General features: G+C 41.9%; 15 protein-coding genes. 6 read left to right on the top strand and 9 right to left on the bottom strand.

Features of this window, described 5'->3' with window-relative positions; genetic code table 11:
• Positions 1-11: 11 nt before the first annotated feature.
• From FC26_RS09215 to FC26_RS13235, 3 genes are all read right to left on the bottom strand, one after another.
• A complete protein-coding gene (locus tag FC26_RS09215) occupies positions 12-728 on the bottom strand; it encodes a nucleoside phosphorylase (RefSeq protein WP_057779895.1) in 717 nt (238 codons plus the stop codon).
• Between the two features lie 3 nt (positions 729-731).
• Entirely contained in the window at positions 732-1,394 is a 663-nt protein-coding gene (locus FC26_RS09210; RefSeq protein ID WP_057779893.1) for a Crp/Fnr family transcriptional regulator, read from the bottom strand.
• A 364-nt stretch (positions 1,395-1,758) separates the two neighbouring features.
• The gene (locus tag FC26_RS13235) at positions 1,759-1,902 is read right to left on the bottom strand and encodes a ketopantoate reductase family protein (RefSeq protein WP_083483809.1); all 144 of its coding nucleotides are present in this window, start codon (positions 1,900-1,902) and stop codon (positions 1,759-1,761) included.
• 700 nt (positions 1,903-2,602) lie between these two features.
• Here FC26_RS13235 and FC26_RS09200 point away from each other — a divergent pair.
• The 4 genes from FC26_RS09200 (at position 2,603) to FC26_RS09185 (ending at position 6,498) form a co-directional block, all read left to right on the top strand.
• A complete protein-coding gene (locus tag FC26_RS09200; RefSeq protein WP_057779890.1) occupies positions 2,603-3,286 on the top strand; it encodes an EAL domain-containing protein in 684 nt (227 codons plus the stop codon).
• A 107-nt stretch (positions 3,287-3,393) separates the two neighbouring features.
• Positions 3,394-4,404, top strand: a complete 1,011-nt coding sequence (locus tag FC26_RS09195; RefSeq protein WP_057779888.1) for a LacI family DNA-binding transcriptional regulator — start codon at positions 3,394-3,396, stop codon at positions 4,402-4,404.
• A gap of 211 nt (positions 4,405-4,615) precedes the next feature.
• Positions 4,616-5,203 carry a sugar O-acetyltransferase gene (locus FC26_RS09190; RefSeq protein WP_235809500.1) on the top strand — a complete coding sequence of 196 codons (588 nt, stop codon included), beginning with the start codon at positions 4,616-4,618 and terminating at the stop codon, positions 5,201-5,203.
• Between the two features lie 125 nt (positions 5,204-5,328).
• On the top strand, positions 5,329-6,498 hold the full coding sequence (locus FC26_RS09185) for a DUF2075 domain-containing protein (RefSeq protein ID WP_057779886.1): 1,170 nt from the start codon (positions 5,329-5,331) through the stop codon (positions 6,496-6,498).
• Between the two features lie 113 nt (positions 6,499-6,611).
• Here the strand turns inward: FC26_RS09185 and FC26_RS09180 are convergent, their stop codons facing one another.
• From FC26_RS09180 to FC26_RS09165, 4 genes are all read right to left on the bottom strand, one after another.
• Positions 6,612-6,932 (bottom strand): thiamine-binding protein, encoded by a 321-nt coding sequence (locus tag FC26_RS09180; RefSeq protein WP_057779884.1) that lies wholly within the window; start codon positions 6,930-6,932, stop codon positions 6,612-6,614.
• Positions 6,933-7,036: 104 nt separating this feature from the next.
• Positions 7,037-7,366 carry a cupin domain-containing protein gene (locus FC26_RS09175; RefSeq protein WP_057779881.1) on the bottom strand — a complete coding sequence of 110 codons (330 nt, stop codon included), beginning with the start codon at positions 7,364-7,366 and terminating at the stop codon, positions 7,037-7,039.
• 15 nt (positions 7,367-7,381) lie between these two features.
• Positions 7,382-7,696 (bottom strand): cupin domain-containing protein, encoded by a 315-nt coding sequence (locus FC26_RS09170; protein WP_057779880.1) that lies wholly within the window; start codon positions 7,694-7,696, stop codon positions 7,382-7,384.
• 27 nt (positions 7,697-7,723) lie between these two features.
• Positions 7,724-8,476, bottom strand: coding sequence for a class I SAM-dependent methyltransferase (locus FC26_RS09165; RefSeq protein ID WP_057779878.1), 753 nt, complete (start codon positions 8,474-8,476; stop codon positions 7,724-7,726).
• Positions 8,477-8,891: 415 nt separating this feature from the next.
• On the opposite strand from FC26_RS09165, the gene FC26_RS09160 reads away from it, so the two are divergent.
• Entirely contained in the window at positions 8,892-9,911 is a 1,020-nt protein-coding gene (locus tag FC26_RS09160) for an NADP-dependent oxidoreductase (protein ID WP_157061185.1), read from the top strand.
• A 114-nt stretch (positions 9,912-10,025) separates the two neighbouring features.
• On the opposite strand, the gene FC26_RS09155 is transcribed toward FC26_RS09160, so the two are convergent.
• Complete coding sequence (locus tag FC26_RS09155; RefSeq protein WP_057779874.1) at positions 10,026-10,706, bottom strand: type 1 glutamine amidotransferase domain-containing protein; 681 nt, start codon at positions 10,704-10,706, stop codon at positions 10,026-10,028.
• The gene (locus tag FC26_RS09150; RefSeq protein ID WP_057779872.1) at positions 10,699-11,037 is read right to left on the bottom strand and encodes an ArsR/SmtB family transcription factor; all 339 of its coding nucleotides are present in this window, start codon (positions 11,035-11,037) and stop codon (positions 10,699-10,701) included. Before FC26_RS09150 ends, FC26_RS09155 begins: the two co-directional genes overlap by 8 nt.
• 180 nt (positions 11,038-11,217) lie before the next feature.
• On the opposite strand from FC26_RS09150, the gene FC26_RS09145 reads away from it, so the two are divergent.
• Positions 11,218-13,380, top strand: a complete 2,163-nt coding sequence (locus tag FC26_RS09145; RefSeq protein ID WP_235809499.1) for a glycoside hydrolase family 36 protein — start codon at positions 11,218-11,220, stop codon at positions 13,378-13,380.
• Positions 13,381-13,393: the final 13 nt, after the last annotated feature.

Raw genomic sequence — 13,393 nt, 5'->3', positions numbered from 1 at the left:
CCCTCCTCATATTAATCACTTAAAATATCAAGTGCCAACTTCAATGATGCAAGTTCACCCCTTGCCATTAAATCATCACCACTTACCAAATCATTGACACCGGCAGACAAATCTCCCTCATATAAAACCACATTATTCAAAATTGACAGTGTTTCTAAATGACGCTGACGACCAATTACCATTAAGGCACCCGATTCCATATCAGCACCAACAATGCCTTTTTTTGACCAAAAAGCTTCATTTTTAGCATTATCATCCATATAAAAGCCGTCGTGTGAACGAATAATGCCATAGATTGCATCAGGAGCATACTTTCGAGCTAACGTCATCAACCTAAATGACGGCACGGCTGGATAAATGTTCGGTACATACTTTTGAGTTAATCCGTCATCACGAACCACTCCTTCGCCAATGATTAATTCACCGAAATCAATGCCCTTTTGCATTGCACCAGCTGATCCCACACGAACAACATTTTTAATGCCAACAATGCTTAATTCTTCAACACCAATTCCAGCTGAAGGTGCTCCAATCCCTGTTGACATGGCTAAAATTCGTTTGCCACGATATTCTCCAATTACGGATTTATATTCACGATTAAAAGCCCATGGCTGTGCGTTATCCATCAACTTAGCAATCTTATCAACCCGAGCTGGATCACCCATAATAATTGCACTATCTGTATTAATTTCACTAGTTAATTGCGTATGTGGTTGCTTTTCTTCCATTTTTTATTCCCCGTTTCTTAAAACATCGTAGAGTTTCGCATGATCTAATATTGTAATATTGCCTCGATCAACTTTAATTGCATCAGTTTGACCAAGGATTTGTAAAATTCGATTTATATTCCTGTATGACGTATCCACTTCATATTCAAGCTGCTTACGTGTAATTTGATCTCCAGTTTGTAATTCGTTAATTAGGTACGTAACGGTTTGCTCTAGCGCAGAATGCAAACTATAACGCTCCGTACGCTTAGTAAGGTGATAAAGTTGTTCAGATAAGTTATAAATAAAATTACTGGCAAAAACATGATCTAAATCAATCCACTTCCTAAAATTGCGATTATTGATTTTTAGCATTACCACTCGTGTAATATTTAAAATCGATGCACTGTATGCAGTTTTAATAATTGCCTCTTGCTCACCAATTAGCATCCCAGCATCATAAACATCCAATACAACTTCCTTACCACCCCCAGAAATTAGGTAAACCTTTACTTTTCCTGAAACTAATACATAGGTATCATCATACTTATTACCTTGAAAAAGATTGAATTCACCTATATCAAAATTCTTAACTTCAATTCCATCGAGAATTTCTAATGGACAAGTTCTAAAAAGTTTAGATACTTTATCGTTAGATTTAATTGCAGCGTAGACGTCATTTATCATGATAAGTAGCTCCTTCGCTATACTTATAGTTTATGTGAAATTAATCTTTTTAAATAGGAATTATGACCCGCCGAATGAATGCGCTTTCAAAAAATGATCCTTAATTTTAATTAATTTAGGACATTTGTCCTATTTGTATTTTGCTTATACATTTCTCATTACATATGGATCATTTCATATAAATAATACAATAATACTATCTATGCATCATTGTTAAAACGTCAAAAAAAGAGGCATTTACACGCCTCTCGCCAAACAATAATTGCAAATATCATCTAAATACCTGTTTTGTACTGTAACCCGATTATCGTACGCTTACTTATATCACGATTTCGTATTTCACATAATCAACTGATTAAAAAATTTAACGATACTGCCACATTTCTTCCATAAGATACACCAGTTTCACCAGTAGTTCATGTTTAGGGGCCATTAATCCGTGCACTTTGGCCCGCTTTAAAATATACCCATTAGTATATTCAACTTCCGTTGGACGATTATTGACCATACTTGATACATTAAGGACCGATGAAGCGAGTTAACGGCAGAACTTTCCCGCTGAATAACCGCCACCATATCTTCAGGCGTCTTTAGCATTTTCACACCATTGCCCCCGCACCAATCACTGTAATTTTCAAACTCATCGCTATCCTCTCCATCAAAAATCTTAATCGCGATCAAGGCATGACGCCACACGATCGCATTTGAGTCTCATCATACGATTCAAACCGCAGTTATACAAGATCCATATTTTTCCTGATTAATAATTATTCATAATAGAACTATTTTTGCGAGCACTACTGGCGATTTAAAATCAAAAAAATAGGCGCCTTAGGGTACACCTGAAAGCGTCTAAAATCAGCTTGAAAATATTAACCTAAGAATATCATTATTATTTTTGGTTTTCAACGTTGTCACAGGAATAACTTTCGATAAATAATTTTTCAAAAAATACTGTCAATTCAATTAATAATCGTATTCTATAATTAGCGACCAACGTTTGTTTAATCGTTATATCGCTCAAATAAGTAATGGTCAATTAATCTTTCTATAACTAATAAAGCTCAATCAGCACACGTTATTTTTAAGGTGTGCTTTAAAACGTCTATTAAAAATGCACTCAAGGTTTTCTATCGTATTACATAATAATGCATAAATATTAATTAATATTGAAAAATCATTTAAATCGAATTAAGTGGGGAAAAATTATGATCAGATGCTGGGGACAAGCAAAATTTTCAACCGACAACATAAAACTATGTGGCTATGAACTATTCATTCGTGAGCAAGTTGACGATCAGTGGGTCGTTCCTGCCGACTTCAGCCGCTTTGATCCGGTTAAAATCACGACCCTATTGAACGCCACCGTTCAAACAATGCCTGCTGACTTAAAAATTATTTCATTCAATCTCGATCAACGCCAGTTTGTTGAAGCACAATACTGTGAGCTCCTCGCCACCATCAAGGATCAGACCCACGCTCAACTGTGCGTTGAACTCACCGAACGACTTGGCTCGGGGACGACCCTTGTCACCACCGAACAGTTAGTGACTGCAGCACGACGGTTCCACGATGCTCGTATCCCCGTTTGTCTGGATGATGTCGGCACCGGTACTAATCAGATTGCGCTGATCCAACAACTAGCCCCCTACGTTTCCGAGTATAAATTTGCGCTGCAAAATATCCGTGGAACAGAATCGCTAAGTCAGATGCAAGAACAGGTTCGGTTCTGGCGCAACCTAGCGTTGGAGCAACATAAATCATTTGCCTTGGAGGGGTTCGAAGGCCGTGCTGATCTGCCGTTTATCCGTGACTACCAGCCCAACATCGTTCAAGGCTACTACTTCGGCATTCCACATAAAATGGTCATTGCGGCCGATTTTGCAATTTAAACCAGTTTTCGAGAAATTTAACGAAAACTGGTTTTATTTTGACCTAAATCTTCAATAATAAGCTAAACTAAGCTTAACTAACCGTTACTAGATTGGAGGAGTCTTACATGAGTCTCAAAATGAGTGATATTGCGCGGATTGCCCACGTTTCGAAGGCCACCGTCTCACTCGTTCTTAACGAGCAACCGGGTGTCAGTGAATCAACACGTCAGCGAATCAAAAAAATTATGGCAGATCTCCATTATTCACCACTGCGCAAAAGTCGACGGATGCAGACAAACAACTTTGGCGAAGTCACCTTATTAGCTATCACGACGACCGGCGTAGTGAGCGATAACTACCAAGCCCTACCTTTTTTCAGTAGCCTCATTTACGAGCTAAGTCAGGAAGTCGACCGTCTCCAAGGTGAACTTACCACCATTACCATCGAGGCCAGCGATCTCAAAAAGAAGCTCCCCCAACTCAGGACGAGCTTGAACAAAGTCATCGTTTTAGGAACGGATCTGACCCATGATCAAGTCATGTTTATCAACCAAAAAATTAAGCACGTCGTATTCCTAGACACCACCTACGACGACATCAACGCTGATTTTATCACCATGGATAACTACCAAGGCGCGCGTTTAGCCGCCCAGCACATCATTGCTCAGGGGTATCGCCGAATTGGTTACTTCGCCTCCGACAAACCAATGGCTAACTTTTACGGCCGCCGGCGAGGCTTTCGCTCCGCACTCGAAGAGGCTCAGCTCAAGATTGACAATCGCGATTTCTACTTCATTTCCCCAATCGAAACCAATCCGACCGGCATCAATTTTCAAGAGCTCGTCAACCGCGACTTACCGCCCGCCATCTTTTGCGAGGACGACTACATTGCCTTGCGTTTAATTAAAGCTGCCAGTCAAGCCCACATTCGTGTCCCCGAAGACGTTGCCATCATGGGCTTCGACGACCTCTTCGCCGGAACCATCATTACACCCGAGTTGACGACCATTCACGTCAATATCCAACAAATGGCAACGCAAGGCTTGCAGCAACTCGTCAACCAGTTTGCCCACCCCGATTGGCTGCCCCAAAAGTCATTAATCACGACGACCCTCATCAAACGACGCTCCCTTTGATATGGGCCAACATTACTAAACTAAGCTTAACTAACGAGCAAAAGATGAACCTTATTGAAACCCCTACCATTTTTGCGCTATCTTTAGTTTGTACTAATTTGAAACGTACCTCGTCCGTTTCTCCTTTCGAGCTTGCTTTCAAATTTTTACTGGCTGTGCAAAGGGAACGGTACCGTCCCTTTCATACATATACTTTAGGAGTGAACTGATAATGGAAAACGAAAACATTGAATATAACCATATGATGAACGAAGAACCCTACGACGTAAACGATCCCAAACTATTGCACGATCGAATCGTGGCACGGCGCCTATACACGCAACTGAACAATACCGACTTCGAAGACGAAGCCACTAAAACCAAGCTCGTCAAGCAACTGTTCGGTTCGACTGGTGAGCACGTCACTGTCCGCCCTAGTTTCAAGTGCGACTATGGCTACAACATTCACGTTGGTGAACAATTCTTTGCCAACTTCGACTGTATCTTACTCGATACGTGCGATATCACGATCGGGAAAAATGCGCTCCTAGCCCCACACGTTAAAATTTACACGGCCAGTCACCCATTGAACGTCAAAATGCGCACATCTTGGATTGGCACAGGAAAAGCCGTCAAGATCGGTGATAATTGCTGGATCGGTGGTGATGCCGTGATCGTTCCTGGTGTCACCCTGGGCAACAACGTCATTGTCGGTGCCGGTGCTGTGGTTACTAAGTCGTTTGGCGATAACGTGGTCATTGCGGGCAATCCGGCCCGAATGATTCATCAATTGGACGCTGAAGGCAACATTATTGGCTAACTAGAATACTTGAAACAAGCATGTGTCGGAATTTGACTGACGCATGCTTTTGTTTTGTTTCCAACACTCAAGCACCAACTGTGCTAAAATAACTAACGCTAACTAATAATTTAGGAGTCCACATAATGAATGAAATTTTAAAGGCGCAGTTCTTTGTCAATGACTTGTCAGACGACCAAAAAACTGTGATCACAGATATTAACGACTATATTCAACAAAGCCTCAATAGCGACTCACACTCCGTCGCCATTATTCAAGGAGCCGCCGGAACCGGTAAATCCGTAGTGCTAATGGAACTCGTGCGGCAGTACATGACCGACAAGCACTATAAAACCTCACTGGTGGTCAACCACCCCGAATTGTACAAAGCCTACCAGGATATTGCCGAATCAATTCCAAACATGAAGGTTAATGCCATTCGCCGCCCAACCTCATTGATCAACTATGCGCAAAAAAATCACAAGCGCTACGACGTGATCTTTGTCGACGAAGCGCACCTGCTCTACTCGAAGTCAGAACCTTACGCGCATTACCGCGGTCAGAACCAACTGACCGATCTGATGAGCTTAGCCAAGGTCGTCGTTGCCGTCTACGACTTTGATCAAGTATTCCAGTCCAAAATGTACTGGAATAAAAAGCTCCTTTACGATACCATTGGCACTCATCCCCACAAATCTTTTGACATGAACTTCCAGTACCGGATGGTTGCTAGTGATGAACAGGTCGCTTGGATGGATAATTTAACGGCCGAAAAGCCAATGCAAGCCTTCCCCGAAAACAGCGACTTTGAATTTGAAATGTTCAATACGGCGGGGGCCCTGTTTGAAAAAATCAAACAACGCAATAAAGAGGTCGGTATGAGTCGTGTGGTCGCCACATCAGGCTTCCCACGAATTGATGGCCGACACAACGTTGAAATGGATACGTTCAGTCTCCCCTGGGACGAATGGGATCCCCAGCGGACACACTGGGCGAAGCGCGAGGGATCAATTACCCAAGTGGGAACCATTTATACCCTGCAAGGATTTGATCTGAACTACGTGGGGATGATTATCGGTCCATCGTTTGGCTACGATAAACAAACGGACACCATGACCATCATTCCAGAAAAATACTCCCACAAGGAAATTTTCAAAAAAAGGAAAGATATCAAATTTTCTCGTGAGGAATACAAGGAATTCATCGCCAACGTGCTCAACGTACTAATGAAGCGCGGTAAGTACGGCCTCTACCTCACGGCCTACGACGACGATTTACGTGCTCGTTTAATGGAATTATATAAAAACGGACAATAATGTTTACCACAAAGTTTCACGTGAAACTTTGTGACCACCTCAAATTGATTTCACTCAATATGGTCAGAAAAAGTCGCTGATGATTTTACGCATCAGCGACTTTTTTGTCGGCATTAACCTTCATGTTCTTGATTGTGTTCCCGATACTTAGCTAATTTTTCGTTAGTCGTTAAAATATGTTTCTCAGGTGCATATGACAGCTTGATGTAGTTGCTAATTCTGGCCGTGCCACTTTCAGTCACAGAGATTTGGATTTGATGTAATAATTTAATCAGATCGTCCAAGTCTCCTTCAACCGTCGTTTCAAATGCCCCAACTTCATACGAAAGGTTACTGGCATCGATTTCTGCGATTGCGACATCAACCAACCGAACTAATTCTTCCGTTGAATCTGCTTCGGGTAATACCTGAATTGCCATTACTGCATTTGCCATGTTGCTCTCTCCCCATCGGTTAACTTTTTGTCGATTATAGCACGAAACCAAATGTGAATAACACCCATGTTTGCAAAGCGGACCTCATCATCGCACTCCACCGGTTATTTAACAACAACTAATAGCATTTGAAAGCCTTCGATCGCGTACAATGAATGACGCGCATTAGCTGGAATGACAATCGACTGGCCAGCTTTAACATGAAACTTTTCCTGCTCAATGGTGACTTCTGCTTCCCCACTCAGGATATTGACCATGGCATCCCCAGTGGCTGAATGACCGCCAATTTCCTGGTCAGTTGCGACTGAAAAGAGGGTCATTCCCATATCATCACGCTGAACTAAGGTCCGACTGTTAATTTGATCCTCATCAACTGGAATCTGTTGTTTAAGATCAATTACTTGGTTTTGTTCAATTTTACTAATAAAGCTCATCTTTAATTTTCCCTCCTACTTCGTTTCAAACTGCATAAATTGGCACCGTTGGTCAGCCCTTAATTCGTGCAAGGTGTTTGCCGGCACCATCATCATTTCACCAGCTGGAACTTGATAACGCACCGTTCCAACTTGGATGGTTAATATGCCATCAATCACCTGTAACAATCTTGTGAGCGTTGATTGTTCATTGCTGATACTTTCACCGGCATCCATGGCATAGACCATGAAGGGTAACTCAATCCCCAACTTTCTCGTTAATGATTTACTAGCAATTTGGTGTTCCCGATACTGAATCATTTCAGGAAGCTTCAGTTCTGTAATTCCCATCAAATTATGCTCCTTATCTATGTATGATTAGGGCTTGCGACTAAAATTGGCGATATACCCCAATTGATCACGATGGCCTTTAAAAAAGCGAAACATCTTAAAAAACTGTTGCCGATTACGTGGCTTTAATCCGTTAAACACAATTTTAACGGCACGAAAGAAGCCCTCATCATGGATCATCCCTGCAGGATTCATCAGGGTCATTGCCCCGTAGTTTTGTTCAACACTAAAGCCAGCATCGCTGAATTCTCGTTGCCAATTTCCACTGGTTAATGGTTGCGCGTGCACATGAATGGCCTCGCCAAGTGCACGGATCAATTCCGGACTATCCCCTTTCATCAAGCAGACATCATGGGTTAACAAAACGCCACCATGTTTCAACACCCGGTAATACTCCGTAATCGCCTTATGTTTGGCTCGTTCACTCAGCATCGTGAGCATCGCTTCGTTAATCACGACATCGAAGCTTTCATCCTCGAAGGGTAACTTCATCGCATTTCCCTGAAATACTTCTAATTGGTCTGCTAGATGAGCCTTTGCAATATTTTTTTGTGCTTTTTCAATCGCTGCCGGACTCTGGTCGATACCAATCACGTGACAACCGTAATGCTGGGCCACACTCATCATGGTGGTTCCCATGTTGCAGGCCACTTCTAGAACTTTCGTATCTGCCTTAATATGGGCCTGATCGATCAACCAGTTAGTCGCCTCAATACCACCGGGACGCAGCTTCGTCTTTCCTAGCCGTGCCAAAAAATTATGTCCTGGTTCTAGTGCCATTTAATCACTCCTTTTCAATGAATGTCCGTTCATTATCACATCATATTTTAATCATTTCAACCGATTTTAGAATAAAAAAGACACGTAATGAATACACTATTTTAGAGTGTTTCTAAGCTAGTTTAGCTGGTTAATAATATCCTAGAGATATCAATTACCAGCACTCGGTTTTTCTCAAATTCTAATTTAGAATTAATCTTAGATTTTAAAAAAATTTTTTCAATGTGTTATCATTACCCTCTTTTAATTAGTAAATCTGGCCCCATCATCGGTGTTAATGGTCACGAAATCGAATCAATCAAAAATTAGTTTTAATGGTTGACATTTTTAAACCATTCAATTAATATTGAGCCATCATTCGTTTAACAAATTAAACGATTAAACTAACTAAGGAGTAGGTCCCATGAAATCTACCATGCAAGCCGCACAAATTACACGCTACAAGCAGGCCATACCAGCCATTAATCAAGTCCCCATTCCCCACGTTGAAAATGACGACGTACTGGTTAAAATCGTGACCGCCAGTATCAATCCGATCGATCTTAAAACAAAGGATGGCGGCCTCAAAATGTTGCTGCCCTATCAAATGCCACTGACACTCGGTAGTGATTTTGCCGGAATCATCGTCAAAACTGGGGCCGCTGTCACCCAATTCAAGGCGGGTGATGCGGTCTATGGGCGCGTTCAAAAGAACCGAATTGGCACCTTTGCGGAATACATTGCCGTTGATCAAGGTGCTATCGCCCTCAAACCCAATCACCTATCCTTTGTAGAAGCAGCTTCGATTCCCCTTGTCGGGCTGACGAGTTATCAGGCCTTACACGATGTTATGAATCTCCAAGCTGGTCAAAAAGTCTTAATTCAAGGCGGTTCCGGTGGGATTGGCACCATCGCCATTCAAATTGCCAAATGGTTAGGCGCATACGTTGCCACAACCACCAGTTCCAAAAACTTCGACCTCGTTCGCTCCCTCGGCGCTGACAAAATCATCGATTACCGGACAGAAAAATTTCAAGATATCTTGCACGACTACGATGCCGTCCTTGATACCCGCGGTGGTCAGACACTAGAAGATGCATTTAAAATTATCAAACCCGGCGGCCAAGTTGTCAGTATTGCTGGGCTCCCCAACGCGCGCTTTGCTCAAGCATATGGATTACCCCTTTGGAAACGACTCGCCTTTCAGTTTGTCACTCGTCGCTTAACCGCCCTTGAAAAAAGCAGCCAAGCCACGTATACCTTTCTTTTCATGAATCCTAGTGGTCCACAGCTCGCAAGCTTAACACCATTATTTGAAAATGGTACGCTCAAACCGACCATTGATCGCGTGATTCCTTTCAACCAGCTTCAGGAGGCCCTTCGTTACTCGCATTCTGGCAAAGCAACTGGCAAAATTATCTTACAAATCGCAGATCCGGCAGAAATGGGGAATTGATTATGGTTCTCTTGGCAACCACTAAACACTCATTCAAAACACCGTCACGTTCTACTTAAAACCAAAATTAGATTAAAAGCCAGCTCTCCCAATGAGGAAAGCTGGCTTCTTGTCTTAATGTGTCAGTGCTTCAACTAAAATTTTGGCCACTGCACGAACCGAGAAGGGATTTTGACCAGTAATCAACTGCCCATCTTGAACCGCATACTCACTGTAAAATCTTTTTTTCGTGAAATGTGCCCCATGTGCTTCGGCAACGGTTCGATTTAAAAACGGCACCACTGACTTTTTACCGGCAATTATTTCTTCGGCCGTCGTAAAACCGGTAATCTTTTTCCCCGCAATTACATACTGTCCTTGATCATCCTTAATATTGAGCAGCCCGGCAATACCATGGCAAACCGAGGTCACGTAACCACCCTGCTGCATAATTTGCCGTGCGATTTGTTGCAATTCCTCATTATCGGGGAAGTCCCACATGACTCCGTGCCCACCAGTATAGTAAATCGCCGCATAGTTTGCTGGATCGATCTGACTTGGCCGCATGGTGTGTGTTAACCCACGTTCGATGAAATCAGGGTTCTCGTAGATCGTCAGGATGGCGTCATCTGTGTACTTCATGCTTCGTGGATCGAGTGGCACAAAGCCACCCTTAGGACTTACATAATCGACGTCGATCCCAGCTTGTTGCATTTCTTCCACGAATTCAGCCGCTTCTCCCAGCCACAAGCCCGTCGGATCATCGGTACCACCATACCGTGTCACGTTAGTTTCAACAATTAATACCTTAGTCATTTTGATTCTCCGTCGTCATAGCTTGCACCACGTCACCCAGCAACTGCTGTAATTGATTAATCTCCGTTGTCTCATGGACAATGTAGTAAAAATTCTTGGTTCCTTCACTGCGATAATCAATCAGTTTCGCATCCCGCAAAATTTTTAAATGATGTGAAATGGCGGGGCGTGATAACTGGGTTGCCTCCGTCAGTTCACTAACACGCACGCCCTGACACGCTCGATCCGCCATTAAAGCCACCAGAATTGCCTGGCGCTTTTCATCCCCCAGTGCCACCAAAAAGTTACTGGAAGCCGCAAATTCAGCTTTAATTTTTGATAAGTCAGCCATTCAACCATCTCCGTTCGTTATTTTAAACCATTAAACCATCTCTGTCGGTACCTGTCAATTGGTTCGTTTAAAATTATCGACGAAGCAGCAAACCATTCAGCAATTCCACTGTTCAATGTCAATTTAATGAACCAGAAATATAATTTTAACAGTTTTTCAATTTCACGAAGATCAATAGAATTGTCTTTAGTAAGAAATCGTTTTCTGTCTAGAAAGGAACAACATATGAAAGAGCTATGTGTTAGTACAACAAACTCGAAATTAAAATTCGAAATACTTAATAATAAAAAAATTGCATTAATTCAGGTTAATATAAATGACTTATCCAACCTAACCGATGCGCAAAAAGAACACCTAGTCATTACTGAACTACAAGTAACCGGTGATAATTTTCACCACAAAGGGCTAAGTTTTGTAAATACGTCACCCGGTGCCAATCTCACCTACCTTACCCATGAAGTTGATCAACTAACAAATGGAAAGTTACTAAAAATTACATCTCAAGATCCTAAAAAAAGGCTAGTCGTGACCAACTATTATCAATTATTTGACCAAACAGCTGTTATTAGGAGCTGGGTAACAGTTGAAAACATTAGTAACGAAAACATTGGCCTTGAATACATCTCATCGTTTGCAATAACAGGTCTTAATCAGGGAAGCGATCCTTTGGCGAATTACGCAACCGATAATCTTCTTTATACACCACACAATAATTGGCAAGCCGAAGCACAGTGGCACAAACAAACATTGAAAGAAGCTGGTTTAGACTACCAAACGGATCGCATTGATGACCAACAGAACTCTTCAAAACGTATTAATATCACTAATAATTCATCCTGGTCCTGTGCAGAATTTTCTCCTAGTGGTATTCTGACTAACACCGTAACCAATCAGACTGCTATTTGGCAAATCGAAAATAACGGTGCGTGGCACTATGAATTAACTGATAGTAGTAATGGTGAACTTTTATCGTTACGTCTATCTGGTCCTGAAGAGCTGGACAATCATTGGTGGAAAAATTTAGCACCAGGAGAATCATTTACAACCGCAACGGCCGCCTTCTGCGAAGTAAGCGGCAATTACGAACGAGCTCTTCAAGAAATAACTAAATATCGCCGTCTCATTCGCAATAAAAATCAAGACAATCAGAAATTACCAGTTATATTCAATGATTATATGAACGGTCTAATGGGTGACCCTACCGAGGCTACCGAACGACCATTAATTGATGCGGCCGCAAAAACTGGTTGTGACTATTTCGTCATTGACTGTGGCTGGTATTCCGATGGTTATTGGTGGGATAGTGTCGGTGACTGGCTACCCTCAAAAAAGAGGTTTCCAAACGGAATTGAATCAACAATTCAATACATTCGTGACAAAGGATTAACACCTGGATTATGGTTAGAAATTGAAGTTATTGGTATTCATTCACCCCTAGCAAATCAGTTACCAGACAGTTGGTTTTTTAAACGTCATGGTAAACGAATTATTGATTGTGACCGATATCATTTAGATTTTAATAATCCCGACGTCCGCTCATTTGCCGATAAAATTATGAAACGTTTAATTGAGGAATATGGTGTTGGTTACATCAAAATGGACTACAACATCACGACCGGCATTGGTACCGAGCAGAACTCTGATAGCTTTGGCGATGGTCTTTTAAACCATAATCGAGCCTATTTAAAATGGTTGGATCATATCTTTGAAGAATACCCAGAATTAGTGATCGAAAACTGCGGAAGCGGCGGTATGCGGCATGATTATGCAATGCTCCAAAGACATAGTATTCAATCAATGACCGATCAAACTGACTATGTGCGAAACGGAAATATCGCAGCCGTTGGCTCTTCCGTAGTAACACCTGAACAGTGCGCCATTTGGTCTTATCCGCTTCAAAATGGTGATTCTGAAGAAGTTATCTTTAATATGATTAATGCAATGCTAGTTAGAATTCATCAAAGTGGCCTCTTAAATCATATCGACGACAAACGACTTAACCTAGTCGTTGAAGGAATTCGCGTCTATAAAACCTATCGAGAAAAAATCCCAACTCTGCTACCAATTTGGCCCGATGGTCTCGGACACCTAGACGACGAATGGTACAGTTTTGGCCTAGCAAATAATAGTGAGCTATACTTGGCCGTCTGGCACGGCGTAGGCAGCGAAGTCACCCACGAACTTTCGCTAGAACAATATGGAACAATAAAAGAGGTTACACAAATATATCCCGCTCCTATTTCTGATCTGAATGCACACTTCAAATCTTACGAAAATACTATAAAATTCACGTTCAACCAATCAAAAATGGCCCGCTTATATCATATTAGTCTTGGTAACTAATATAAATATTGTA

It is taken from the genome of Paucilactobacillus vaccinostercus DSM 20634, assembly GCF_001436295.1.
Lineage (GTDB): Bacteria > Bacillota > Bacilli > Lactobacillales > Lactobacillaceae > Paucilactobacillus > Paucilactobacillus vaccinostercus.
The sequence above is the reverse complement of the archived record's forward strand: the minus strand, read 5'-3'. Positions and strand labels throughout refer to the sequence as shown.

What these genes read in the sequence shown, in the direction of transcription:
- FC26_RS09215 (WP_057779895.1), bottom strand. Translation starts at nt 728, where the DNA reads ATGGAAGAAAAGCAACCACATACGCAATTAACTAGTGAAATTAATACA.
- FC26_RS09210 (WP_057779893.1), bottom strand. Translation starts at nt 1,394, where the DNA reads ATGATAAATGACGTCTACGCTGCAATTAAATCTAACGATAAAGTATCT.
- FC26_RS13235 (WP_083483809.1), bottom strand. Translation starts at nt 1,902, where the DNA reads ATGGTCAATAATCGTCCAACGGAAGTTGAATATACTAATGGGTATATT.
- FC26_RS09200 (WP_057779890.1), top strand. Translation starts at nt 2,603, where the DNA reads ATGATCAGATGCTGGGGACAAGCAAAATTTTCAACCGACAACATAAAA.
- FC26_RS09195 (WP_057779888.1), top strand. Translation starts at nt 3,394, where the DNA reads ATGAGTCTCAAAATGAGTGATATTGCGCGGATTGCCCACGTTTCGAAG.
- FC26_RS09190 (WP_235809500.1), top strand. Translation starts at nt 4,616, where the DNA reads ATGGAAAACGAAAACATTGAATATAACCATATGATGAACGAAGAACCC.
- FC26_RS09185 (WP_057779886.1), top strand. Translation starts at nt 5,329, where the DNA reads ATGAATGAAATTTTAAAGGCGCAGTTCTTTGTCAATGACTTGTCAGAC.
- FC26_RS09180 (WP_057779884.1), bottom strand. Translation starts at nt 6,932, where the DNA reads ATGGCAAATGCAGTAATGGCAATTCAGGTATTACCCGAAGCAGATTCA.
- FC26_RS09175 (WP_057779881.1), bottom strand. Translation starts at nt 7,366, where the DNA reads ATGAGCTTTATTAGTAAAATTGAACAAAACCAAGTAATTGATCTTAAA.
- FC26_RS09170 (WP_057779880.1), bottom strand. Translation starts at nt 7,696, where the DNA reads ATGGGAATTACAGAACTGAAGCTTCCTGAAATGATTCAGTATCGGGAA.
- FC26_RS09165 (WP_057779878.1), bottom strand. Translation starts at nt 8,476, where the DNA reads ATGGCACTAGAACCAGGACATAATTTTTTGGCACGGCTAGGAAAGACG.
- FC26_RS09160 (WP_157061185.1), top strand. Translation starts at nt 8,892, where the DNA reads ATGCAAGCCGCACAAATTACACGCTACAAGCAGGCCATACCAGCCATT.
- FC26_RS09155 (WP_057779874.1), bottom strand. Translation starts at nt 10,706, where the DNA reads ATGACTAAGGTATTAATTGTTGAAACTAACGTGACACGGTATGGTGGT.
- FC26_RS09150 (WP_057779872.1), bottom strand. Translation starts at nt 11,037, where the DNA reads ATGGCTGACTTATCAAAAATTAAAGCTGAATTTGCGGCTTCCAGTAAC.